At 44.9% G+C, this 23,844-nt stretch carries 19 protein-coding genes; 11 read left to right on the plus strand and 8 right to left on the minus strand.

What is annotated here, in order from left to right; all coding sequences use genetic code 11:
* Nucleotides 1-133 precede the first annotated feature (133 nt).
* Nucleotides 134-1,735 carry a helicase C-terminal domain-containing protein gene (locus N4J56_RS11495; protein WP_317106571.1) on the minus strand — a complete coding sequence of 534 codons (1,602 nt, stop codon included), beginning with the start codon at nucleotides 1,733-1,735 and terminating at the stop codon, nucleotides 134-136.
* A 362-nt stretch (nucleotides 1,736-2,097) separates the two neighbouring features.
* Here N4J56_RS11495 and N4J56_RS11500 point away from each other — a divergent pair, with 362 nt between their 5' ends.
* Together N4J56_RS11500 and lysS are read left to right on the plus strand one after the other, a co-directional pair.
* Nucleotides 2,098-3,072: a M48 family metallopeptidase gene (locus N4J56_RS11500; RefSeq protein WP_317106572.1), complete on the plus strand. Its 975-nt coding sequence runs from the start codon at nucleotides 2,098-2,100 to the stop codon at nucleotides 3,070-3,072.
* A 171-nt stretch (nucleotides 3,073-3,243) separates the two neighbouring features.
* Nucleotides 3,244-4,749 carry a lysine--tRNA ligase gene (gene lysS, locus N4J56_RS11505; protein WP_317106573.1) on the plus strand — a complete coding sequence of 502 codons (1,506 nt, stop codon included), beginning with the start codon at nucleotides 3,244-3,246 and terminating at the stop codon, nucleotides 4,747-4,749.
* A gap of 228 nt (nucleotides 4,750-4,977) precedes the next feature.
* Here the strand turns inward: lysS and N4J56_RS11510 are convergent, their stop codons facing one another.
* Both N4J56_RS11510 and N4J56_RS11515 read right to left on the minus strand, forming a co-directional pair.
* Nucleotides 4,978-5,913 carry an ABC transporter ATP-binding protein gene (locus N4J56_RS11510; RefSeq protein WP_317106574.1) on the minus strand — a complete coding sequence of 312 codons (936 nt, stop codon included), beginning with the start codon at nucleotides 5,911-5,913 and terminating at the stop codon, nucleotides 4,978-4,980.
* Between the two features lie 340 nt (nucleotides 5,914-6,253).
* The gene (locus tag N4J56_RS11515) at nucleotides 6,254-6,877 is read right to left on the minus strand and encodes a DJ-1/PfpI family protein (RefSeq protein WP_317106575.1); all 624 of its coding nucleotides are present in this window, start codon (nucleotides 6,875-6,877) and stop codon (nucleotides 6,254-6,256) included.
* A gap of 329 nt (nucleotides 6,878-7,206) precedes the next feature.
* Here N4J56_RS11515 and sbcC point away from each other — a divergent pair, with 329 nt between their 5' ends.
* From sbcC to N4J56_RS11530, 3 genes are all read left to right on the plus strand, one after another.
* On the plus strand, nucleotides 7,207-10,233 hold the full coding sequence (sbcC, locus tag N4J56_RS11520) for an exonuclease subunit SbcC (protein WP_317106576.1): 3,027 nt from the start codon (nucleotides 7,207-7,209) through the stop codon (nucleotides 10,231-10,233).
* Nucleotides 10,234-10,491: 258 nt separating this feature from the next.
* Nucleotides 10,492-10,977, plus strand: coding sequence for a gamma-glutamylcyclotransferase (locus N4J56_RS11525; protein WP_410500479.1), 486 nt, complete (start codon nucleotides 10,492-10,494; stop codon nucleotides 10,975-10,977).
* A 23-nt stretch (nucleotides 10,978-11,000) separates the two neighbouring features.
* On the plus strand, nucleotides 11,001-11,237 hold the full coding sequence (locus N4J56_RS11530) for a hypothetical protein (protein WP_317106578.1): 237 nt from the start codon (nucleotides 11,001-11,003) through the stop codon (nucleotides 11,235-11,237).
* 6 nt (nucleotides 11,238-11,243) lie between these two features.
* On the opposite strand, the gene N4J56_RS11535 is transcribed toward N4J56_RS11530, so the two are convergent.
* Both N4J56_RS11535 and N4J56_RS11540 read right to left on the minus strand, forming a co-directional pair.
* On the minus strand, nucleotides 11,244-12,116 hold the full coding sequence (locus N4J56_RS11535; protein WP_317106579.1) for a sulfurtransferase: 873 nt from the start codon (nucleotides 12,114-12,116) through the stop codon (nucleotides 11,244-11,246).
* Between the two features lie 595 nt (nucleotides 12,117-12,711).
* Complete coding sequence (locus tag N4J56_RS11540; protein WP_317106580.1) at nucleotides 12,712-13,530, minus strand: prohibitin family protein; 819 nt, start codon at nucleotides 13,528-13,530, stop codon at nucleotides 12,712-12,714.
* A gap of 290 nt (nucleotides 13,531-13,820) precedes the next feature.
* On the opposite strand from N4J56_RS11540, the gene nfi reads away from it, so the two are divergent.
* The 5 genes from nfi to N4J56_RS11565 all read left to right on the plus strand — a co-directional run bounded on the left by nfi (nucleotide 13,821) and on the right by N4J56_RS11565 (nucleotide 19,674).
* Nucleotides 13,821-14,486, plus strand: coding sequence for a deoxyribonuclease V (gene nfi, locus N4J56_RS11545; RefSeq protein WP_317106581.1), 666 nt, complete (start codon nucleotides 13,821-13,823; stop codon nucleotides 14,484-14,486).
* A 112-nt stretch (nucleotides 14,487-14,598) separates the two neighbouring features.
* On the plus strand, nucleotides 14,599-16,548 hold the full coding sequence (locus N4J56_RS11550; protein ID WP_317106582.1) for a serine/threonine-protein kinase: 1,950 nt from the start codon (nucleotides 14,599-14,601) through the stop codon (nucleotides 16,546-16,548).
* 71 nt (nucleotides 16,549-16,619) lie between these two features.
* Nucleotides 16,620-18,758 carry a cation:proton antiporter gene (locus N4J56_RS11555; RefSeq protein ID WP_317106583.1) on the plus strand — a complete coding sequence of 713 codons (2,139 nt, stop codon included), beginning with the start codon at nucleotides 16,620-16,622 and terminating at the stop codon, nucleotides 18,756-18,758.
* 78 nt (nucleotides 18,759-18,836) lie between these two features.
* Nucleotides 18,837-19,364 (plus strand): hypothetical protein, encoded by a 528-nt coding sequence (locus tag N4J56_RS11560; RefSeq protein ID WP_317106584.1) that lies wholly within the window; start codon nucleotides 18,837-18,839, stop codon nucleotides 19,362-19,364.
* A 127-nt stretch (nucleotides 19,365-19,491) separates the two neighbouring features.
* Nucleotides 19,492-19,674: a hypothetical protein gene (locus N4J56_RS11565; RefSeq protein WP_317106585.1), complete on the plus strand. Its 183-nt coding sequence runs from the start codon at nucleotides 19,492-19,494 to the stop codon at nucleotides 19,672-19,674.
* A 189-nt stretch (nucleotides 19,675-19,863) separates the two neighbouring features.
* On the opposite strand, the gene N4J56_RS11570 is transcribed toward N4J56_RS11565, so the two are convergent.
* The 3 genes from N4J56_RS11570 to N4J56_RS11580 all read right to left on the minus strand — a co-directional run bounded on the left by N4J56_RS11570 (nucleotide 19,864) and on the right by N4J56_RS11580 (nucleotide 22,853).
* Nucleotides 19,864-20,274: a response regulator transcription factor gene (locus N4J56_RS11570; RefSeq protein WP_317106586.1), complete on the minus strand. Its 411-nt coding sequence runs from the start codon at nucleotides 20,272-20,274 to the stop codon at nucleotides 19,864-19,866.
* Between the two features lie 141 nt (nucleotides 20,275-20,415).
* The gene (ppk1, locus tag N4J56_RS11575) at nucleotides 20,416-22,590 is read right to left on the minus strand and encodes a polyphosphate kinase 1 (RefSeq protein ID WP_317106587.1); all 2,175 of its coding nucleotides are present in this window, start codon (nucleotides 22,588-22,590) and stop codon (nucleotides 20,416-20,418) included.
* Between the two features lie 38 nt (nucleotides 22,591-22,628).
* Nucleotides 22,629-22,853: a hypothetical protein gene (locus tag N4J56_RS11580; RefSeq protein WP_015154758.1), complete on the minus strand. Its 225-nt coding sequence runs from the start codon at nucleotides 22,851-22,853 to the stop codon at nucleotides 22,629-22,631.
* A gap of 182 nt (nucleotides 22,854-23,035) precedes the next feature.
* On the opposite strand from N4J56_RS11580, the gene N4J56_RS11585 reads away from it, so the two are divergent.
* Entirely contained in the window at nucleotides 23,036-23,617 is a 582-nt protein-coding gene (locus N4J56_RS11585) for a YdeI/OmpD-associated family protein (protein WP_317106588.1), read from the plus strand.
* Nucleotides 23,618-23,844: the final 227 nt, after the last annotated feature.

A 23,844-nucleotide genomic window follows, 5' to 3' on the forward strand; every position in this document is an offset into this window, starting at 1 on the left:
GCTGAGGGAGCTGAGGAAGTTGAGGGAGAGAAAGGGAGCTGAGGGGGTTGAGGGAGCAAATTCTCCCTTGTGTCCTCCCACACTTCTCACACCACGCACCACTCTCTTTCCCTCACTCCTCGCTCCTCGCTCCTCACTCCTCTTTCGCAAACAAACTAGCATCTAAATAATTACATCTAGCCGAAGGGCTGAGAGCTGCAAGTACCTGCTGTCCGTAACTGCGGTGTAATACGCGACTATCTAGTAAAGCTACGACTCCTTGACGATCGCGCATAGGTGCGATCGCCCGTTGTAATTGATTTAAAGCCGCAGGTAATAGATAAAGGGCAAACCAGTCTTGACGCGATCGCTTATAGTATTCGACTCGACCCGCCACAATTGGATGCTCTAGAGATGGTATGGGTAATGTTGTAATAATTGTGAGTTGCGGTACTGGCAAGATACCTTGATGCTGCTGCCAAAAGTCCCAACCGCTGACGAGAATGCTATTCTCATCCAAACTCATTTTTTCTACCTGTACCCGCGAACCGAACTCTGCGGCTAATTGCGCCCCGATTTGCTGTTTTAAAGGCAAATCACCAACTAAAATCATTGTTAATCCTGGCGATACCGTCGCACCAATCAAAGCATAAATTTCCCGCATCAAAGCGGGTTGATATTGGGGGGTATTGGGTAAAGGAAAGCGTTCTGGCGTGTAGAGTTGAATTGATTCGTTGTGGCGATCGCCAGCAAATTTCAAACAAGTGAGTTCTTCTGGTAAACCCAAGCGCTTGCGATAAGTCGTAGCCTCTGTTTCTCGATCTAAGGCACTACCCATGAAGACTACAGGCTGTCGAGTCCAAATTGGTGCAAGAGCCGAAGCCACCTCTGCGGGAGCGCAGTAGAGTGAAAATAAGCCTTGAGAGCGGTTTAAGCTCATCCACAACAAGCAGTCTGGTGTTTGCGATCGCTCTTGGAACAAATACCAATTCTTCGGTAATTGGTAATTGGTAGTTGCTCCCTCTGCTCCCCTGCTCCTCTGCTCCCTCTGCTTTCTTCCCCCTGCTCCCAGCTCGTCCCTGCTCCCTGCTCCCTTATCTCCTAGCCTAGTAAACAGACTTTCCAGAATATGCCGCTCTGCTGGGGAGACGAGATAGCACTCGTATGGGTTGGCTGGATGTCGGAAGACGGCTTTTGTCAGTTGGACTCGCGCTTCCCGAATCACTTCCGCCCGATCGGGATAAGCTAGCATTAATTCGTCCCAGTTACCAGGATGAATGCTAACAGTTAGTTGCGATCGCGCCCAGTCTTCTAAATCGTCCACCCCATCAATTAGTGTCGGAATGTTGGGCGGAAAATCGCCCGTTCCCGCCCATTGAGCTTGCAGCCAAGCCGCAGGGGTAATGAGTAAAATACCTTGAAAATCGGGATGAATCCAGCGATCGCCGACGATAATACTTTTATTCGTTTGCAGCCATTGCTGTAGAGGCGGAATTTCTACTCGCAAGAGACGCTGTTGCACTTCCTCTGTTGCTACTATGACCGCCGGAGATTGCCAAAGTAGAGCTGGCGCTAGATAGCTCAGGCGATAACGTCCCTGATAGCCGCAACCAGCACCCACCTGAATCAAAGCACTACGTCCGAGCCGCAAAGCTCTAGCTACGAGTCGCGCCATCGTCAAATGATGCGACCATGCAGCTTCTGCCTGCGATCGCAGGAAGTTATGCAGGGAATAATGTACCTCTACTTCAATCACTGACTTCTATTTCTCTACTAGCGCGAAAAGCGATCGTTCCGATCCAGTCCTATTATGTATTTGTTAGCTGCCTGTTGTCTGTTCTCTAACGACTGGCTTGGAGGTTTAACCCTCAGAGTCTTTTATTTTACTAACTTTTGAGGGGCGAGGAGCGAGGAGCGAGGAGCGAGGGGGATAAGGAGGACAAGGGGGACTAGGGAGAAAAGAGAGATGAGGAAGCGCAAGGTAGCACAAGGTCACGCATGGGAGCAATTACTAACTACCCATTACCCATTACCAATCTAAAAGCCAAAATTTCCCTCACTCCTCGCTCCTCGCTCCTCCCTTTTCGCCAATCACTAAACCTATTACCAATTTGCACAATGCCAACTTATCCAGACATTTCTTGCGAAACTTTTCGCCATCCGCTCGATCGCCAAGCGGAACAAGCCTTACGGAGTTTACCAGGTTTTGATTTGGTAGCGACGCAATTCATCAAATTTTTCTACGAACGCCCCCAAATGGTCTATCACATGGGCAACAGCATTCAAGTGGGAGCGCGCCAGTATTCTAGCGTCTACCAAATTTTTCGCGAATGCGTTCGAGATTTAGATATTTCTCCAGAACCAGTTTTGTTCGTGTCTCAAACTCCTGTAGTTAATGCCTATGCTCTCGGTCAGGAGGAGCCTAATATCGTTCTCAACACTGGACTGTTGGATCTTTTGACTCCTACAGAAATTCGCACGGTGATAGCACACGAATTAGGTCACCTCAAATGCGGTCATACAATTTTGATTCAAATGGCGACTTGGGTGATTTCCACGGCTAACTATATTGGAGCTAGAACTCTAGGGTTAGGAAATTTGGTCAGTAGTGGATTGATATTTGCTTTCTACGAATGGAAGCGGAAAGCCGAGTTATCAGCAGATCGAGCAGCCTTGATGGTGATGGACGATCTTAAACCAGTCATGCAAACGATGATGAAGCTAGCTGGGGGTAGCATTCAGTACGGTCATGAATGCAGCTTAGACGAGTTTATCCGGCAAGCAGAAAGATTCCAAGAACTCGACCAAGACAGCTTGAACCAAGTTTATAAATTTCTACTTTACAATAACTTTCCCCAAAACTTGTTTCTAACGCATCCGTTTGCGGTAGAACGGATAACTTATCTGCAACAATGGGCAAATTCTGCCGAATATGGTCAAATTCGCCAAGGAAACTATCCGCGATCGCCTGCCCAAAACGCAGTTAACGTCCAAACAGAATCATCCCCATCTGCCGCAACAGAGGATTTACGCCGTCAAATTGAAGAATTGCAACGCGAGATCGAGCGAATCAAGAAGAGGGGTGAGGAGTGAGGAGTGAGGAGTGAGGAGTGAGGAGTGAGGAGTGAGGGGGACAAGGGGACAAGGAGGACAAGGGAGACAAGGAAGAGATAGCTAATGACAAATGACGAATGACCAATGACAAATTCTTTATAATCAAAGATTGCGTCCCTTTATCAGTGCATTCCCTTTAGGAAAGTAGTCATGGCAGAAGAAGATATCCGTGCCACGCGGTTAGAGAAAGTCGAGCAGTTGCGGCAGTTGGGTTTAAATCCCTATGCTTATCGTTGGGAATCTACTCACCATGCAGCTCAATTACAAGAAAAGTATGCCGACTTACCCAATGGGGAAGAGGTAGAAATAGAAGTGGCGATCGCGGGGAGAATCATCGCGCGCCGCGTCTTTGGCAAACTGGCTTTCTTCGGCTTGCAAGACGAGACTGGCACGATTCAGCTATACCTAGATAAAAAAAGAATCGATACTGCGATGGCAGAAATCGATCCAGATGCCTTTAATCATCTGAAGCAACTGACAGACGCAGGGGACATTTTAGGCGCAAAAGGGACGATCAAACGCACGGAAAAGGGCGAATTATCGGTTTTTGTTAACCAATACGCTATTCTTACCAAATCTTTACTCCCCTTACCCGATAAATGGCATGGCTTGACTGATGTGGCTAAGCGCTATCGTCAGCGCTACGTAGATTTAATCGTCAATCCAGAAGTCCGCCAAACTTTTCGCCGTCGCGCTCAAATTACAGCAGGAATTCGCCGCTTTTTGGAGCAGCAGGGTTTTATTGAAATTGAAACTCCCGTACTACAAGCAGAAGCAGGCGGGGCTGATGCTCGTCCCTTCATCACGCATCACAACACCCTAGAAATGGATTTGTTTCTGCGGATTGCCACAGAACTCCATCTCAAGCGGTTGGTTGTGGGTGGATTTGAGAAAGTATTTGAATTGGGGCGAATTTTTCGTAACGAGGGCGTTTCTACCCGCCATAACCCAGAATTTACTTCGATTGAAATTTATCAAGCCTATGCCGACTATAACGACATCATGCAGTTGGTAGAAAATATCATTACTACCGTGACGCAGGAAGTCTTAGGCACGCTACAAATTACTTATCAAGGTGAGGCGATCGACCTTACACCCCCTTGGCGTAGGGTTACGATGCACGCTCTCGTACAGGAGAAAACAGGGTTAGACTTTAACGCTTTTTCGAGTTTAGACGAGGCAAAGGCGGCGGCAAAACAAGCGGGAATTCAAGCAGTTGAGGAATGTACTTCGATTGGCAAACTTTTAAATGAGACGTTTGAACAATCTTGCGAAGCCACGCTGATTCAACCTACATATGTCATCGATTATCCAGTGGAAATTTCGCCACTTTCCAAGCCTCACCGCTCAAAGCCTGGTTTGGTAGAGCGATTTGAGTTATTCGTCGCTGGGCGTGAAACCGCCAACGGATTTTCTGAGTTGAGCGATCCGATCGATCAAAGACAGCGATTAGAAGCTCAAGCAGCCCGTAAAGCAGCCGGAGACTTAGAAGCACAGGGAGTAGACGAAGACTTTCTCACAGCTTTAGAGTACGGCTTGCCACCTACTGGTGGTGTAGGCATCGGGATCGATCGATTGGTGATGCTCTTAACTGATTGTGCCAGTATTCGGGATGCGATCGCCTTTCCTTTGCTCAAACCGGAGGTGAGTGAATAGGGAGTCAGGAGTTGTACGGGCGGGTTTTGACAGGATATTCCTGAAACAACCCAGAATTGAGCGAATAAACCCGCCCGTACGGGAGTCAGGAGTTGTAGGGGCGGGTTTTGACAGGATATTCCTGAAACAACCCAGAATTGAGCGAATAAACCCGCCCGTATGGGAGTCGGGGAAGAGAACTGAGGGAGAATTTAATTCAGAATTCCGAATTCCGAATTCCGAATTTCTCTACTGTTCCATCAAGCTTAAAAAAACCTCTTCCAGCGTAGGGCTGACTTTGCGAACTTCTTCTACTTCTACTCCAGCTTGGACTAACATTTTGACGATGGGAGCAGAACTGATGAGTTGATGTAGGGAGATAGTTAAGCGATCGCTCTCATTGTTAATTTTAGAAATGTCAATCTCAGCAATGAGCGGTTGAGACTCTAACCAATCGATCGCATTTGCTGTAAATCCACGTCCGATAATTTCTAGTTTGGGATTGCCAGCTTGCGATCGCAATCGATCGGGATGTCCTACCGCTAAAAGTTTACCTTGACGAATCACGCCGACTTGCTGACACAATTTTTCGGCTTCTGCCAAGTTATGAGTCGTTAAGAATACTGTCACTCCTTCTTGCGCTACCATTTCCTGAATGTTGTCGCGTAAAGCAGCAGCAGCGACGGGATCGAGTCCGATGGTGGGTTCGTCGAGAAAGATTAATGGCGGAGAATGTAACATCGCCCGAGCGATCGCGAGTTTTTGTTTCATCCCCCGACTCCATTCTCCTACCCTTTGATGGCGGCGCTGCCACAAACCCATGTGTGAGAGTAATTCTTGAATCCGCGATCGCCTTTTGGCTGTGGGAATGCGCCAAGCCCGTGCGTAAAATTCTAAGTTATCTTCTGCACTGAGTCGTTCGTAAAGTCCCGGGTGTTCTAGCAAAGCACCCGTGCGCTGGCGAATGGCATGGGAGTGGGTACGGCAATCGAAACCCAGCACCTCAGCTTGACCAGCCGTTGGCTCTAAAATTCCTAGTAGAAGCCTAATTGTCGTGGTTTTACCAGAACCATTCGCCCCCAAAAAGCCAAACACAGTTCCTTGAGGGACTTCCAGCGATAAGTTGTCCAAAGCCGTGACACTACCAAAACTCCGACACAGTTGAACAGTCCGAATTGCGCTCATTGCTAATTGTCGATCGCTAATTGTTGATTGCTAATTGTTAATTGTGCGCTCGTTTATTACTATTAGCCATTAGCCATTAGCCATTAGCCAATCTGTAAAGTGTCACTCGCTACTGTTTTCCCCTAGAGGATTAACCTAAACTAAAGTTGTGTGTGAGGAGTGGTATTAAAGAAAAAGCTCTTGGGGTCGAAACACGGCAAGACTCCCAGGAGCTTTTTCCATTGTGAAGCTATAAATAACGCTGTTACTGCTCAATTTTTGCTACTCAATAATCGCGATCGACAACTTTTACTTAGTACCCAAATAATTAGTCACTGCTCGTGCGCTCCCTGGTAACTAGTCACTGGTAGCTAGTCACTGGTAACTGGTCACTGGTAACTGATAAATGCTCGATTTTGGTTCCCAACAACTTGAGAAATTCTGCTAACCAGTTAGGATGAGCTAGCCATGCGGGTGCTGTAACCAAATTACCATCCACCATCGCCTCGTCTGGAGGAATGTGAACGTATAAACCACCAGTTTTCATCACGTCGGGTCCGCAGGCTGGGTATGCAGTGCAGCTCTTACCTTGTAAAACATCGGCTGCTGCCAGGACTTGTAAGCCGTGACAAATTGCCGCAATTGGTTTGTTGGTTTGGGCAAAGTGGCGTGCGATATCCAAAACTTTTTGATTTAGACGGATGTATTCTGGCGCTCTCCCGCCTGGTATAACTAAAGCGTCGTAGTTTTCGGCTTTCACTTCATCGAAGGAGGCGTTTAAGGCAAAGTTATGTCCTGGCTTCTCGCTGTAAGTTTGGTCGCCTTCAAAATCGTGTATCGCCGTGCGTACCTTTTCCCCTGCTTTTTTATCAGGACAGACAGCATGAACTGTATGTCCTACCATCTGTAGCGCCTGGAATGGAACCATGACTTCATAATCTTCCACGTAGTCACCAACCAGCATCAAAATTTTTTTCGCCGTCATTGGTTTACTCCATTACGAGTTTGTTATTTGTCATTTGTCACCAATCGTTTGTGATTCGATATTTATTATCTGCGATTTGTTAGATCGTTTTGCAGTGAACTAGAAAGTATTCGCTCTTACAACAATTCTAAAAAGCAAGTTGGTGTTATAACCGATAACTAGCAACCATTAACCACCAATGAGAGTGAGTTGCGAGCAGCGAACCGTAAAAAAATAACCGACCAATGACTAATAACCAATGACTAATGACTAATTTTTACTACAATAAACTAGGTGACAGTGCATCTGTACTGTTATTTCTAGATCGAGGGTGTGGTGCAGTAGCCTAAATGATTCCAGTCCAACTTATACTCAAAAACTTCCTCAGTTATCGCGAGACGACTCTTGATTTTAGCGGGTTACATATTGCCTGTATATGTGGCTCGAATGGCGCGGGTAAATCGTCTCTACTCGAAGCAATTACCTGGGCGGTTTGGGGTCAGAGTCGTGCTGTCGCCGAAGATGATATCATTCATGCTGGAGCAAAAGAAGTACGGGTTGATTTTCTGTTTTACAGCGATCGCCACAAATATCGCGTGATTCGTACTCGTTACCGAGGACAAAGCAGTTCCCTAGAGTTTCAAGTTGAAACCCCACAAGGCTTTCGCTCGCTAACTGAAAAGGGAGTCCGAGCCACTCAGTCATTAATTTTAGAACACGTTAAGCTGGACTACGAAACATTTATTAACTCAGCTTATTTGCGTCAGGGACGAGCTGATGAATTCATGCTCAAGCGCCCCAACGAGCGCAAAGAAATTTTGGCGGAGTTACTCAAACTGCATCGTTATGACGAACTAGAAGAACGGGCAAAAGATCTGTCGAAATCTTTTCGCGCTCAAGCCGATCAATTAGAACAGGCTTTGCAATCGCTTGCCACCCAATTACAACAACAAGAAGCGATCGCCACTCAGCTAGCAGAAATTGAAGCTCAAGTCAACCAGTTGCAGCAGGAACAAGCTTTTGATGACATTCAACTCAAAAGCTTACAAGTCGTCCGCAGCCAACAACAAAACTGGGAACAACAATTAAGTTTCCTCAAACAGCAATCTCAAAATCTAACGGTGGATCGCGATCGCCTGCAACAAGAGCATTTAGCGATCGAGTCTCAACTGGCAGCTGTAGCAGAGATTTTAGATCGAGAGCTGGAAATTCAAGCCGGATACCAACACTATCAAGATCTCTTAGGGCAGGAAGAAGAATTCAGCACTAAATTTCAGGAATACAGCCACGCCCAACAACAGCACACTCGATTACAGCAACAACTCGTACAGCAAGTCAACGAACTTCAGCACCAATTACAACGTGCTGAAGGTCAACTAGTTATCTTACAACAGCAAGAACAGGAAACCCAACAAGCTCTGAGCAAATCGGCGGAAGTAGAAGCAGGAGTCTTACAACTCGCCGCCGCCCGCGATCGCTTGGCAAATTTAGATCGGCTGCAACTCCAAGTTTCTCCTTTGATCCAGCGGCGTAATACCCTGCAAGCTCAAATTGATAAAGTCCAAGCGCGGTTAACTGCGAAACTAGAAGAACTGGAAACGCAACAAATTACCTTGAGCCAGCAGCAATCGACTCAGTCACAGTTACAACAAACCGCGACAGAAGTAGCAGTCCAAATCGAGCAGCTAGAGAAAGATAAAGTCTATATCGAACGGGTACGGGAAAAAGGACAGGAACGCCGCCACTTTTTAGAACGCCTGCAAGAGCAACAACGAGAATTTGAAAAGCAATTAGGAGAAGTCGAGCAAAAAATTCAGATGCTCTCCGTACCGGATGCGGTGTGTCCCTTGTGCGAGCGTCCTTTGGACGAACATCATTGGAATCGCGTAGTAGACAAAACTAAAGAACAGAAAAGGGATACTGAAGAACAATTTATAGTTGTCCGAGAACAGCTGGTGGTCACGGAAACTGAAATTCAAGAACTGCGACGACGATATCGGGAAGTCGCGCAGAAACTTACCCAATACGATGCTTTACGAGAGCAACGGGGACAAGTCATCGCGCAACTATCTGCTAGCGATGAGTTGCAAAGTCGCTTAGAACAAATTGCAGCAGAAAAACAACACCTAGAGCGATCGCTAGCTCAGGGAAACTACGCTGCCGATTTACAGGCAGAATTAAATCAACTCAATTCTCAACTTCAGCAACTCAACTACAGCGAAGAAAGCCATGCTTTAGCGCGGAGTGAGGTTGATAAATTGCGATGGGCAGAAGTGCGACAGGCACAAATTAAAGATGCTCAAAAGCGACAGGCACAAATTATCGCCCGACAACCGGAGATGAGAACGCAAATTGACGATTTGTCTGAGCAAATCGAGCAATACCAAGTTGAGTCTGAATGTGCCAAACAAATAGCCGCGATCGCCGCTCGGATTGACGAAATCGGTTACGATCCGGATCGACACAGCGCCCTCAGAACGGCAATTCGACAAGCCCAAGTGTGGCAATTGAGCTATCAACAACTACTCTCAGCTCAAGAACAGTATCCTCAACTAGAGCAGCGATCGCGCGATCTAGCTGAAGCCGTACAAGCCAGAACCGCCGAACGACAAGTTCTTGCCGTTCAGATTGAAGAAGTTATTCATAAATTAGAACAGTCTCCCAACACCACAACTGAAATTCAAACTCTAGAATCGCAATTGGCGTTTCGTCGCCGCCAACTCGACGATCTCCTCAGTCAGTTAGGACGCTTGCAGCAGCAATCTCAGCAGTTAGCCGCGATGCAGGCTCAACAAGAACAACAGCAGCAACAGCTCCAAGTCGCTCGTCGGCAACAGCGAGTTTATCAAGAATTAGGGCAGGCGTTTGGCAAAAACGGCATTCAAGCACTGATGATTGAAAATCTGCTACCTCAACTCGAAGCAGAAACCAACCAATTATTAGCACGGCTATCTGCCAACCAGTTACACGTCCAATTTATTACGCAAAAAACCGGACGTAGCGGACGCGCAGCAAAGAAAAATGCCAAAACGATTGATACCCTAGATATTTTAATTGCCGATGCACGGGGAACCAGAGCTTACGAAACCTACTCTGGGGGCGAGGCATTTCGGATTAACTTTGCCATTAGGCTAGCGCTAGCGAGATTGTTAGCCCAAAGAGCAGGAGCATCTTTACAATTATTGATTGTTGATGAGGGATTTGGCACGCAAGACCAAGAAGGTTGCGATCGCCTCATTGCCGCAGTCAACGCGATCGCTGCTGACTTTTCCTGCATCCTCGCCGTGACGCACATGCCCTACTTCAAAGAAGCATTCCAAGCCCGTATCGAAGTTGTCAAAACGCAAAATGGCTCGCAGTTGAGTTTGTCAATGTAAGGGAGCAGGGAGCAGGGGAGCAGAGGAGCAATAACAGTCAACTACCAACTACCTATTACCCATTATTAATCTACGGTTATTCTATCAAGATACATTGCTTTGACTTAGAGGGTCTGATAATATGATGCTAATAGCAAGTAATATCATGAGCTTATGAGCAGGCTAGGACAGTTGCAAGAGGTAGCAAGCACTGATGAAACTATCGGTAAAAACGCGATCGGCAATGCCTATTTGAGTCAGCAACAGCAACGCGAACCGATGTTTTACTATTTTGCTTACGGCTCTTGTATGTGTCCGGTAGATTTAAAGCGATCGCTCGGTGAAAAAACACATGTATATGCGATCGGTCCTGCGACTCTCAAAGGCTATAGGTTAGGCTTTTATTCCTATTCTCCGTTGCGAAACTCTGGTGTATTGGATGTTGTCCCCGATAAAACAGCTAGCGTGGAAGGGGTATTGTACATGCTACCAAAACGCCTGAGCCAAGCCCTCGATCGCCGTGAGGGAGTCTCCGAAAATTGGTATCGTCACGAAAGAATCAGCGTCCACAGCCGAGAACGTATCTACAAAGGCGTGAGGACATACGTTGTCGTGAATAAACTAACAACAGAAATACCCCCTAATGACTGGTATTTTGATGTAGTTCTCAGAGGTGCAGTGACCTGCGGCTTATCAGAAAAATATTGCTGGCAATTGTTCGATCGCATGTATCAACTGCAAAGGCAATTGGTAATTAATAATTAATAATTGGTAATTGGTAATTCGGAATGACCCCTGTACGGGCGGGTTTTGAACCAAGATTTCCGATCGAAACCTGTGAACCTTTTGCTAAACCCGCCCCTACAACTATATGGGCGGGTTTTGAACCAAGATTTCCGATCGAAACCTGTGAACCTTTTGCTAAACCCGCCCCTACAACTATGCGGGCGGGTTTTGAACCAAGATTTCCGATCGAAACCTGTGAACCTTTTGCTAAACCCGCCTCTACAACTCCTATTCTCTGATTACTGTTAACTGTTAACTGATAACTGATAACTGGTCGCTGGTTTGCCTGTCTCAATTGGCAAAGATGGATCGCGAGACCATTCATTCCAAGAAGCAAAATAGTTTCTCACATTTTTAATTCCTGCTTCTTGAAGGGCAATTAAGGTGTTGGAGGCGCGAGAACCTTTGAAACAGTAGACATATACCGTTGACTCTGGAGTAATGCCCACCTTCTCACACATCGCTAAAATTTCTTCTTTAGAACGAAATGTAGGAATTTCAGCGTTGGGAACCATAAAGTCATACCACTCAATCCAAACCGCACCGGGAATCCTACCTTTGCGGGGACAGAAATCTACACCATAGGGAGAAGAACTGTCACCCATCCACTCATCGTGATCGCGCACGTCTAACTTGATAATGGCTGGGTCGTCCAAAGATTGCAACATCTGTTCTGTAGTCACCATAATTGCCGGATCGATGTCCATCACAAACGTTGTTGGTTCTGGTGTAGGAACTTCGGCAGTTGTTGGCAATCCCATCTTTAACCAAGCTTGATAACCGCCATGCAATACGGATACTTGCTGACAACCAAAATACTTCAGCAGAAAGTATCCTCGACAAGATTGTCCAAAGCCTTTATTCATTGCCTCTTCGTAGATGACAATCTTTTCTCTACCTGAAATACCAGCTGTGCCTAAAAGTTTGGCAAATTCTGCGTGCAGGCTATTTAATCCTTCAGGTGTAGAGGCAGCTAAATAAGTAAAAATCTCGCGAATATTGACTGCACCAGGAACATGGGCAATTGCGTACTCTTCTGGAGCACGAGTGTCAACGATCGCTATTGGCTCCTGCTGCACTAAAGTCGCAAGTTCTTCTGGGGAAATCAGCGGTTTCATTGTTTTGCCTTATTCCTATTTGATTTGGACAATCTTACGGACTTACGGACTCACTCTGAAGCACCACGGTCAAGTGAAATGGGCAAGCGGGGCTTAACAGTCAGCACCCGCACCCAGTAACTAATGCATTCCACCAAGACTGGTGCTATTAAATAGAACGTTCTATCCACTAACTAGTATTAAGGTAGCTAGCACAAATAAAAAGTGTCTCACTATACCAGTTGGCTTATATCTTTAGGAATAGGCATTCATTCTACGTAGAAAAAAAGAAAGTGAAGTATAAATGTTTTTCTGTGATTTTTAAATACAAGTAACTAGCATAGGAGATTACAGCCACTCCAGCAAAAAACCTTGTATAAAAAATTTCCCGATCGAGAGATTTTAGACGAAGAGTACAAGAGATATTATGAATGCAAGCGAAAAATTTAAGTAACAGTTATCAGTTGTCAGTGTAGAGACGTTACATGTAACGTCTGTATAAAATTGTCAGTTATCAGTAGGGAGTGGCTGGTGACTAGAAAATATTCCAACCACTCGTCACCGGTTCCACCAGCCACTCTTTAACAATCGACCACAAACAACCGATCGTTCATAATCATTTTTTATTGTTCAGATCGGCAGGATTGATATTTATTAAAGGTAGACTACTGTTGCCGCTCATGACTGTTGGAAAACGCCCATCCCATTTTTCAATCGCTTGTTTTTGCAATATTTCTGGAGTCAAAGTAAGTCGCTGCAATCTTTGCGCTTCTGCTTGTCCTTTAGCACGGTTAACTTCTGCTTGTGCTTCTTTTGTCGCTTTTAAGGCAACAAAATCTGCTTGCTTGGCTTCTTGTTCGGCAATTTGTTTTGACTCAATAGCTTTGCTAAACTCTGGCGAGAAGGAAAAATTCACTAGAGAAACGTCGTCTACCATGACTCCATAATCTCCCAGACGAGATTTTAGAGCATCGTCAATTTCTGCTTTTAAGTCTGTTCTCTTGGTAATAATTTCTTCCGCAGTTTTTTTTGCAGTTGCCGCTTTGAGAACTTCAGAGACGGCTGGAGTAACGATCCCGTCAACGATTTGTTCTTCATCCCCGACTCGTTGAAAAATCTTATTGACCTGTGTAGGATCGATGTGCCAGTTAACAGCTAGTTCTGTGGTGACTTTTTGCAAGTCTTTAGAAGCAGCATCAGCATTAAAACTACTTTTCTGAACGCGCACGCTCAAAGTTTTAACTGTGGTAACAAAAGGCATAATTAGGTGTAATCCTTCATCCAGAATTCCCTCTTGAACTTTGCCAAATTGCATCATTACGCCTCTTTGCCCTGCATTAACAATCGCAAAAGGACGAAAGATAAAGGCAACGATCAATAAAACGATACCGCCAGCAAAAGGCAAACTTGTTTTAAGATAATCGCTGTTTCTCATAAAATTAGTGGTTAGGGGCTAGTAGCTAGTGGTTAGTTGAAAAGTCAAATCGCCGTCTACTGATTAATTCAGTTATTAAATACCAATTATTCATTACTAATCCGTACTGTTTGGTTTTAATTGTATTAAGCGCTCAAATAATATAATTTGGGGAAAATTGCTAAAAATCTTAAGATAAGCGTCTTCCTGAGTTATTGATAACTGGTTGCTGATAACTGATAACTTTGTACAGGCGTTACATGTAACGTCTCTACACTGATAAGTGGTAACTGACAACTGACAACTGATTCATGAAAATTAACCAACGCCATACTTGGGCTTTAACTACAGCAGAAGCGATCGCGATTCAAGAAAAATTACGAGGTGAAATTATTACTACAGATAAAATTCAGACACCAGTACAGTATGTTGCAGGCGTAGATATGGGTTTTGAGGCAAATGGTACGATAAGTCGAGCTGCGGTTGCCGTGCTGAGCTTTCCGAGTTTGCAACTCCAAGAAACAGCGATCGCGCGTCGTCCGACAAGTTTTCCTTATATCCCAGGATTCTTATCATTTCGGGAAGTTCCTGCCGTTCTTGATGCCTTGGAAAAAATTAACATTACGCCGGATATAATTTTGTGTGACGGTCAGGGAATTGCTCATCCGCGCCGATTCGGGATCGCTTGTCATTTAGGGCTAATTGTGGATATACCAACTATAGGCGTAGCCAAGTCTTTACTGATTGGCAAATATCAAGAAGTCCCAGAAGCACGAGGTAGTTGGCAACTATTAACCGATAAAGGAGAAACTATTGGTGCAGTGCTTAGAACCAGAACTGGGACAAAACCACTATATATTTCTAGCGGGCATCGAGTCAGCTTAGCCACCGCGATCGATTATGTTTTGCAATGTACGCCAAAATATCGTCTGCCAGAAACTACCCGCATTGCCGACAAATTAGCCTCGTCAAAGTGAAGATAAGGCAGAGGGCAGATGACAGGGGTAAAAAGAAGACGTATTTTGTGTTTAACTGCGATCGCCTGCTTCGTAAAAATATGGATGCTCTGCTGCTGGATAAAATCAACTAATGCTAGGTACACTGCTAGACGGGCGCTACAGCATTATCAGTCAATTGGGACGCGGCTACTATGGGGAAACCTACCTCGCTGAAGACCTGCGCAGAATGAAAAGACAGTGCGTGGTGAAACGCTTGAAACCAGCAAGCAACGATCCAAATACATTACGAGAAGCAAAACTATTATTTGATTCTGAAGCTAGAGTTTTAGAAAGTTTGGGAAGAAGACACGAGAAAACTCCAGACTTACTCGATTATTTTATTGAAAACCAAGAATTTTATTTAGTCCAGGAACTCGTTGAAGGTTATCCCTTAAGTACGTTACTGGCAGACGGTCAGCAGCTACCAGAAGCGGAGGTATTTAATCTGCTTGTAGATGTACTAGAAATTTTGAATTTTGTTCACCAGAGTCAAGTTATTCATCGAGATATTAAACCCAGTAATATCATTCGACGACACAAAGACGGGAGATCGATTTTAATTGACTTTGGGGCAGTCAAGCAAGTTAATACTCAGATAGTTGTTGGAAACGGACAAGTTACTTTCACGCGCGCGATCGGCACACCGGGATATATGCCAATCGAGCAAGCCAGAGGCAGACCACGTTATGCTAGCGATATATATGCGCTGGGAATGTCGGCAATTCAAGCTTTGACTGGAGTAGCGCCAAGCGAATTAAGCGAAGATGCAGATGGGGAAATTATCTGGCGCGATCGCGCCCAAGTTTCACCTCACCTAGCAGCAATTTTAGACAAGATGGTGCGTTTCCAAATAAGCGATCGCTACCAATCGGCAGACAAAGTACTATACGACTTACAACAACTTCAACGCTTTAGTTCTACTCCCACCCGCAGGCGATCGCTACCACCAATTAGATTACATCCGCGCAATCTCAGCAGCGCTTTAGTTACCGGTGGTACAACTCTTCTACTTTTTTTGGTTGGAACTCAAATCTATGCTTACAGTCGATTTGGAGTATTTCCAGCCGATGTATTTGCGGTGATGAGGAGTTTACCGAGCAGCTTACTACTAGAAAGCTCGACAGGTGGACGTTCAGTTTATGCTCACCGCGCGCCTCTGAGTGTCAACGCGCCGATTTTTACTAATTATAATTGTGTCACCTTCAGCCCAGACGGGCAAATGTTTGCTACTGGTAACGGTGATGGGTCAATTAAGATTTGGAATTTCAACACGGGCAAACTACAGCGTCTTTTAACCGGACACTCAGGTCACGTTCATTCCCTGGCTATGAGTCCAGATGGAGAAATTCTGGCTAGTGGGAGTGGCGATCGCACTATCAAGTTGTGGAATCCTCACACGGGTAAACTGATTCAGACTCTCAGTGGCGGATTAAACCACGTTAATTCAGTGGCGATCGCTCCAGACGGACAAACTCTGGCAAGTGGAAGCAATGACGGAATTGTCAAGCTGTGGAATTTGAATACAGGTCAATTGCTGCGTAACCTCAACGGACATTCCGGCGATGTCAATGCTGTTGCCATCAGCCGAGATGGACAAATTCTTGCCACTGGTAGCAGCGACGAGACGATTAAGTTGTGGAATCTGAATACAGGCAAATTCATTCGGACTCTTAGTGGTGCTGGTAACGTGTTTTCCCTAGCTACGAGCAACAACGGACAAATTGCTAGTGGCAGTAGTGATGGGATAATTAAGCTGTGGAATCTGAATACGGGTCAGCTCATTCGTACCTTGAGCAGCGATCGCAGCGTAGTCACTTCTGTTACTATCAGCCCTGATGGTAAAACACTGGCAAGTAACAGTAGCGATCGCGTTGTCAAGCTGTGGAATCTGGAGACAGGCACGTTACACCGCACCTTAATTGGCTACGTGACTGGAAATGCAGAATATTTTAATGCCGTCGCCTTCAGTCCCAGGGGACAAACATTAGTCAGCGGGACTGGGAATGGCACAATCGATGTTTGGCGCGTACCCCCGCAGTAAATCGCTAATGAGTTGACACTACAGAGATGATTAAAAGATCATCATAGGGGCATCTGCTGCTGGAGGAAGTTATGCACGCAGTCATTCTCGTTTTAATTGAAGTGCTGATTGTCATAGCACTCTCGCGGATTGTGGGAATGGGATGTCGCTGGATCAAGCAACCGCTGGTAATAGGTGAGATTGTTGCGGGAATTATGCTTGGTCCTTCGCTATTTGGTCTAATTGCCCCAGATCTTGCCGCAGCTTTGTTTCCATCTGAAACGCTTCCTTACTTGAACGTGCTGTCTCAGATCGGACTGATCTTTTTCATGTTTTTGATTGGCTTAGAGCTAAATCCTAAATACTTGAGCGGACAGTTAGATATAGCGATTCTGACTTCTCACGTCAGTATTTTAGTGCCTTTTTCTTTAGGGACGCTCTCAGCCATCATCCTCTATCCTCTGGTATCTGATGGGAGTGTTTCCTTTACTGCTTTTGCCCTGTTTCTGGGCGCAGCAATGTCAATTACGGCATTTCCAGTCTTAGCGCGGATTATTACCGAGAATAACTTGCAGCGATCGCGCTTGGGTACGTTGGCGCTAACGTGTGCGGCAGTAGATGATGTCACGGCTTGGTGCGTTTTAGCAGTGGCGATCGCAGTTGCAAAAGAGGGTAATTTTGTCAAGGCTATTCCGACAATTATTGCGGCGATCGTCTACATAGGCTTGATGGTGACAGTAGGACGCTGGTGTTTACGGTATCTTGCCAAACTCTTTCATCGTACCGGACGTTTGACGCAATTTCTCTTAGCTTGCATTTACATGGGGGTGGTGATCTCTGCTTTAATTACCGAAGTCATTGGCATTCACTTGATTTTTGGGGCGTTCTTAGTCGGTGCAGTCATGCCTAAAGACCACGATCTGGTGCGAGAGATTGCCCAAAAGACAGAAGACTTTGTTTTAATCTTTTTACTCCCCGTCTTTTTTGCCTACAGCGGGATCAGAACCCAAATTGGTTTGCTCAACCGCCCTGAATTATGGCTGCTGTGTTTATTAGTTCTAGTAGTGGCGATCGCCGGAAAGTACATCGGTACTTATGTAGCGGCGCGTGTCAGTGGCATCGATAAACGAGAAGCATCAGCCTTGGGTTGGTTAATGAATACCCGTGGCTTGACAGAGTTGATCGTCCTTAACATTGGTTTGAGTCTAGGTGTGATCTCGCCTTTACTATTTACCATGCTGGTAATTATGGCATTGGTGACAACGTTTATGACCTCGCCACTGCTGGAATGGACGTATCCGAAGCGACTGATTAAATTAGATTTGGTAGAACCAGAACCACCAGAAGCAGGTGATATAGAGCCTGTAACTCCGGCGTATAGAATTTTAGTTCCAGTCGCAAATCCCAGTACTCAACAAGGACTGTTGCAATTAGCAGCAGCGATCGCTGGCGAGCGATCGGCTGCTGCGATCGTCCATCCGCTCAGTTTGATCGAAATTGAAGAAGACTACGCTTTCCAAAGCACTCCAGAAGCCGCTGACAGGTTAATTCAAGAGCGCTACCAACAGCTAGAAGAATTAATCCAAACTCTAGAACCACCGTCAATTCGTTCTCTCATTCATCCCATCGTTCGTGTCAGCAACGACGTTGCTAGAGCGACAACCGAGATTGCCAAACTTGACAGCGTTAGTTTAATTGTCGTTGGTTGGCATCGTCCGGCTTTTAGTAACAATCGTTTGGGTGGGCGCGTCGGTCAAATTCTCAGCCTTGCTCCAGTAGACGTAGCCGTATACACCGATCGCGGCAAACAAAACTTAGAATCGCTGCTTGTGCCATATGTTGGCAATATTCACGATGACCTAGCGTTAGTCATCGCCCTGCGCCTGCTAGCGAATTGCGACACGGCATGTTTGTCAGTGCTGCAAGCAACACTAGCGCCAAGCGAGTTCAGTAACGAGTTACGCAACATTATGCAACAACTGCCGCAGAAAGTGCGCGATCGCATTTCTATAATTCAACCAAAAGAAACTTCCGAACCGATTCTAGCAGTCGTAGAAGCATCAGCCCGTGTCGATTTAACCATAGTTGGCATGAGTCGCGCTTGGGGAATCGAACGACAAACTCTAGGCAGGTACACAGATGAATTAGCAATCCAGTGTCAATCTTCCTTGCTAATTGCCCGTCGCCATAGTCAAGTCAGTTCTCACCTTGATGTTATCAGTTATCAGTGAACAGTTATCAGTGGTTAGTGGTGCGTGAAAATACTTCTTACCAATTACCAACTACCAATTACCCATTACCATCTTTCAATGAAAAACCATTTCAATCTCAAATCTTTAGCTTTTTACGGTATTGCAATTGGTTCAGTCTTACTGTTATTTAAAGTTGTTTCTGCGTATGGGGAGGCTAATCTTAAAGCACAAATATCAATTCAAGGGCGTTATCTGTTGTCTCTCGACCAAAATTTACCTGATTGTTTGGAGTTATCAAACTTGGTGTTAGATATACAGCAATCTGGTATTTACTTAAACGGGTCTTTATTGTTAGCAGAGAGTAGTTCGCACAAGGCTAGGGTTGGAGAAAAAAGACCGACTCTCACAGGAAAACTAAGCGATCGCGCCTTGCAGTTAACTGGTAATGTCCCTTTAGCGACAATCTGTCGCCGACCTGTAGCAGCAGTTGTAAATGCGATCGCGATTTCTAGTCAGTTTCAGCCAGAAAGGATGGCTGGTAAACTTAGCGTAGGTACGACAGCTAGAGAAATTGCCTTTACTGCTAAACGACTAGACTATGGTGAATTAAATAGTCAGGAGCCGGGAGTCGGGAGTCGGGAGTAGGGGAGCTTCAGGTGCAGAGGAGATGGAACAACTTCTGCTTTTGATTTTTGACTTTTGACTTTTAACTTTTGATTTTTGACTTTTGACTTCTATTACAATAAAAGCAGAATCAACCAAGGACTGAACAATGGATGTTGAAACCTTAAAAGCAAGAATTGCATTAGTTGAAGGAAAACGCGAATCGTTATTGCGTTTATTGGAACAACCCAACTTAGGTACGCTCAGAATAGATGTCAATCAAGCTTTAGAAGAAATGGACGATTTATTAGATGAATTTAAGCGCACTTTTCCTGACAACGCGACTAACTAATCTATTATTTGCCGCACTCTAAAGAAAAAGCACTGAAGGCTGATTTCTCAAATCGCTTTCCAGTGCTAATACATCATATTGCCCGCTTCATCAATAATTCGATTATCCGCTTTCAGTTCTTAATTTATCTTTGGAGTAGCGATCGCTACTAATAGCATATATATGAGATCGCCCTGCCCAAACAAATGCCTACGAGCGATTTATTTCTTGTTGTTGTTTTAATTCTTTAATGATGTTGATTAATTCTGGAGTAGCAATGTCTTTCTTGCAGATTGCGTCAAAGCAGGCAATTGCTTGACGATCGTGGAGTTTTGGATCTTCCACAGAAGAATAGGCAATAATTTGAGTTTCTGGCTGAATATCTTTAATCTTGGCAGCAGCACTCCAACCATCCATAACCGGCATTTGCAAGTCAAGCACAACCGCATCTGGATGAAAGCGCTGCGTCATTTCTACAGCTTCTTTGCCGTTACTAGCTAATCCTACTAGTTCTAAATTTTCCTGGTGAGCGATCGCTAGCTTCAGAGTGAGACGAGTAAGTTCGTGATCGTCTACAACCAAGACTCTGACAATGGAAGGTTCGCAAGATAACATCAGCATTTTAAACCGAATAAGATTACCAGGGCGGACGATCGTAAACTATTGATTTTCACAGTATATTTTTGTTCAAGGTAAAATTACCTCTGCCCTACGATGGAATGTAGGGAGGACTATTGATGGTAGATGGTTGTCGGTCACTACTCACTGCTCGCTTGTTGTTCCTGGATTGAGAGCCATTTCCATAAATATCTTCTGAGAACTTGATTGGGGAGTGTTAGGGGCAGGACGGCGTTGAATGTAACGTCCGTCAGGCTGTAAGTCCCAAGCGTGGCGATTATCGGCAAGCATTACTCCGAGAATTTCTTGTAAATCTTTGGCAAGGCTGCGATCGTCAATTGGGGTGACAGCCTCAACCCTGCGATCGAGATTGCGTGGCATCCAATCAGCACTGCCGATATAAATTTCTTCTTCCCCATTATTGTGGAAATAGAAAATACGGGAGTGTTCTAAAAAGCGCCCAACGATACTTATAACACGAATATTCTCGCTTACTTCCTTAAGTCCGGGTAGCAAACAGCACATTCCTCGGATAATTAGATCGATTTGCACGCCAGCGCGAGAGGCTTCGTAGAGGGTAGCAATAATTTGGGGATCGACCAAAGCATTCATTTTCGCTACGATCCGACCAGTACCACCATCTCTACAGCACTCGATTTCGCGCTGAATTAAAGCCACCATGCGATCGCGCAAATTAACTGGTGCAACCAATAGCTTGCGATATGATTGTTGGCGCGAATATCCAGTTAAGTAATTAAATAAGTCTGTCAGATCGGCTCCCAATTCCTCCCGACAGCTAAAGAGTCCCATATCAGTATAAATTCTGGCTGTTTTGGGATTATAATTACCCGTGCCGATATGGACGTAACGTCGGATGCGATCTGTTTCCCGCCGCACGACCATAACGATTTTCGAGTGAGTTTTCAATCCGACAACGCCATAGACTACGTGAACTCCAGCTTTTTCTAACCGTCGCGCCCAGTAAATGTTATTCTCTTCGTCAAAACGCGCTTTGAGTTCCATTAAAACAGCAACTTGTTTACCGTTTTCAGCGGCGGCGATCAAAGCGTTAAGAATGGGGGAATCGCCAGAGGTGCGATACAGCGTCATTTTAATCGCTAACACATCCGGGTCGTGAGCGGCACTACTAATAAACCGCAGTACGGTGGAGGAAAAAGAATGATATGGGTGGTGAACTAAAGCGTCCTTTTCTCGAATCAGGCTGAAAAAATCAGTTCCTTCTTCAGTATCTGCTAAAGCAGGACTGAGGCGTTGCAAGCGTGGAGGAACGACGGATTTCCAAGGTGGATCTTTCAGTTCTGGTAGCGGTAATGCCATAAATGACATTAAATCTCCTAGTCCCAATATGCCATCAATTTCGTAAACTGCTCTTTCTTCTAAATCGAGTTCTCGTAACAGTCTATTACGTACCAAGTCTGGCATTTGAGAGTGAATTTCCAGTCGGACTGTCGATCCACCAATACGGCGCTTGCGCAGTTCTTGTTCGATCGCTAATAATAAATCGTCGGCTTCGTCTTCTTCCAGTTCTATGTCAGCGTCGCGGGTAATCCGAAACAGGTGATATTCTAAAATATTCATCCCTAGAAACAAGGATTCTAAGTTATGGGCGATCGCTTGTTCTAGAGGTACTCCCGTCCAATGCGCGGGTTTGTCATGGTGTTGTACCCGCAGTTCTTCTGGAAGCGGCAAAAATCGCGGTAAGACTTTTGGCACTTTCACCCGTGCAAATAATTCTTCTTCCGTCACTGGATTTTTCATGACTACAGCTAAATTCAAGCTGAGATTAGAAATGTGGGGAAAGGGGTGACTCGGATCTACAGCTAGAGGGGTGAGGACGGGAAATATTTGTTCGTCAAAGTAATGTTCCAGGTACGTCCGCTGTTCCTGGTTCAAGTCCATGTAATCTAAAATATATATTCCCTCTCGGGCTAAGGCGGGTCTGAGGACTTGCTCGAAATGGCGGTGTTGTTGCGATACCAAGGGACGCAGGCGTTGAGCAATTGCTTCTAGCTGTTCTTCTGGGGTGCGTCCGTCTGGACTGAGTTTGCTGACTTTAGCCGCTAGTTGCTGGCGTAAAGCTGCTACACGCACCATAAAGAATTCATCTAAGTTAGAGCTGAAGATTGCTAAGAACTTCAATCGTTCTAGTAAAGGCGATCGCGGGTCGCAAGCTTCATGTAAAACTCTATTATTAAACTCTAACCAGCTCAACTCGCGATTGAAGTAGTACTGCGGATCTGTGAAATTAATTTCAGTAGCAATTTCTTGTGTAGTGGTTGTTTTTTTAGTTCTAGGCATAGAAGTTTTGGCTGCAAAGCTAGAATGTTGTCGCTACTCTACAGAGGATAGTCAACTCCGAACGCCTCGTCCTCTATCCCCCGCCACCATTCTCCCAGATTCATCAATCCTTGGTGTATGTCTGCCAACTCTTTAGCATATTCCTCTGGGGTGAGTAGGTGCGATCGCTCTTGCAGCTTCTTCAGGCGCAATTGCAATAGCAGCCAGGGTTTAGATATACCATCTGTGCTTTCGATGTAGCGCGCTAGTTCTTCACTATTCATGAGTTTTAATTGTAATTTAACCAAATGGTAATAAATTTTTAACTCTGTTGAGATGTTAGCGCGTAGAGGCGATCGCTTTGATGCATTATTTTATTAAATTTTCAATTGCATATCCTAAACTTTAACTGCATAGTTTTTTTATATTTTTGCGCTTGGTTTTTATTTATGGGGATACTCAATATATGCCAAACTTCGATCGCGAAATGGAAACCTTTTACGCTCAAGACCGTCAAGCATGGCGAGAATGGTTAGAAAAAACCATAATAGCTCTAATTATTTGGCTGATGTACTACAAAGTTAAGAGTGGTCAGCCTAGTATTCGATATAGTGAAGCAGTAAAAGAAGCTCTATGCTTTGGCTGGATTGATAGTAAAGTACAATCTTTAGATAAAGAATGCTACCGACAAATATTTACACCTCGAAAACCAAAAAGTGTATGGTCAAAATTAAATAAGCAATATATTCAAGAGCTGATAAAACAAGATTTAATGACTGAAGCTGGTTTAGCAAAAATTATAGTAGCAAAACAAGACGGTTCTTGGAATACTTTAGATGCTATTGAAGAATTAATTGTTCCAATAGACTTACAGCAAGCACTCTTAGGAAATGAAGTTGCTAACAAATATTTTGAAGCTTTTAGTAACACTGTAAAGAAGAATATATTATTTTGGATAGTTAGTGCAAAACGTCCAGAAACGAGATTGAGCAGAATCGAGCAGACTATTAGCTCGGCAGCGTGTAATAAAAATCCCTTATTGAAATAAAAAATATTGAGATTGGCGATCGCAACTCATTGCAAAGATAAACAGCGATCGCATTTGTAAAATAACGTAACTAGCTACTGAAAATTTGAATAGTTGCTACGTTCTCAAATTAAAATCTACTAGCTGGCATGGGGAATAATAAGCTAGAACTAGCATAATTTTATCCATGAAGCTGCTTTCACACTTTGGGTGGCAGAGAACCGCAAACGGACTATCTCATCCAGCAT

This window comes from Chroococcidiopsis sp. SAG 2025 (genome assembly GCF_032860985.1).
GTDB lineage: Bacteria > Cyanobacteriota > Cyanobacteriia > Cyanobacteriales > Chroococcidiopsidaceae > Chroococcidiopsis.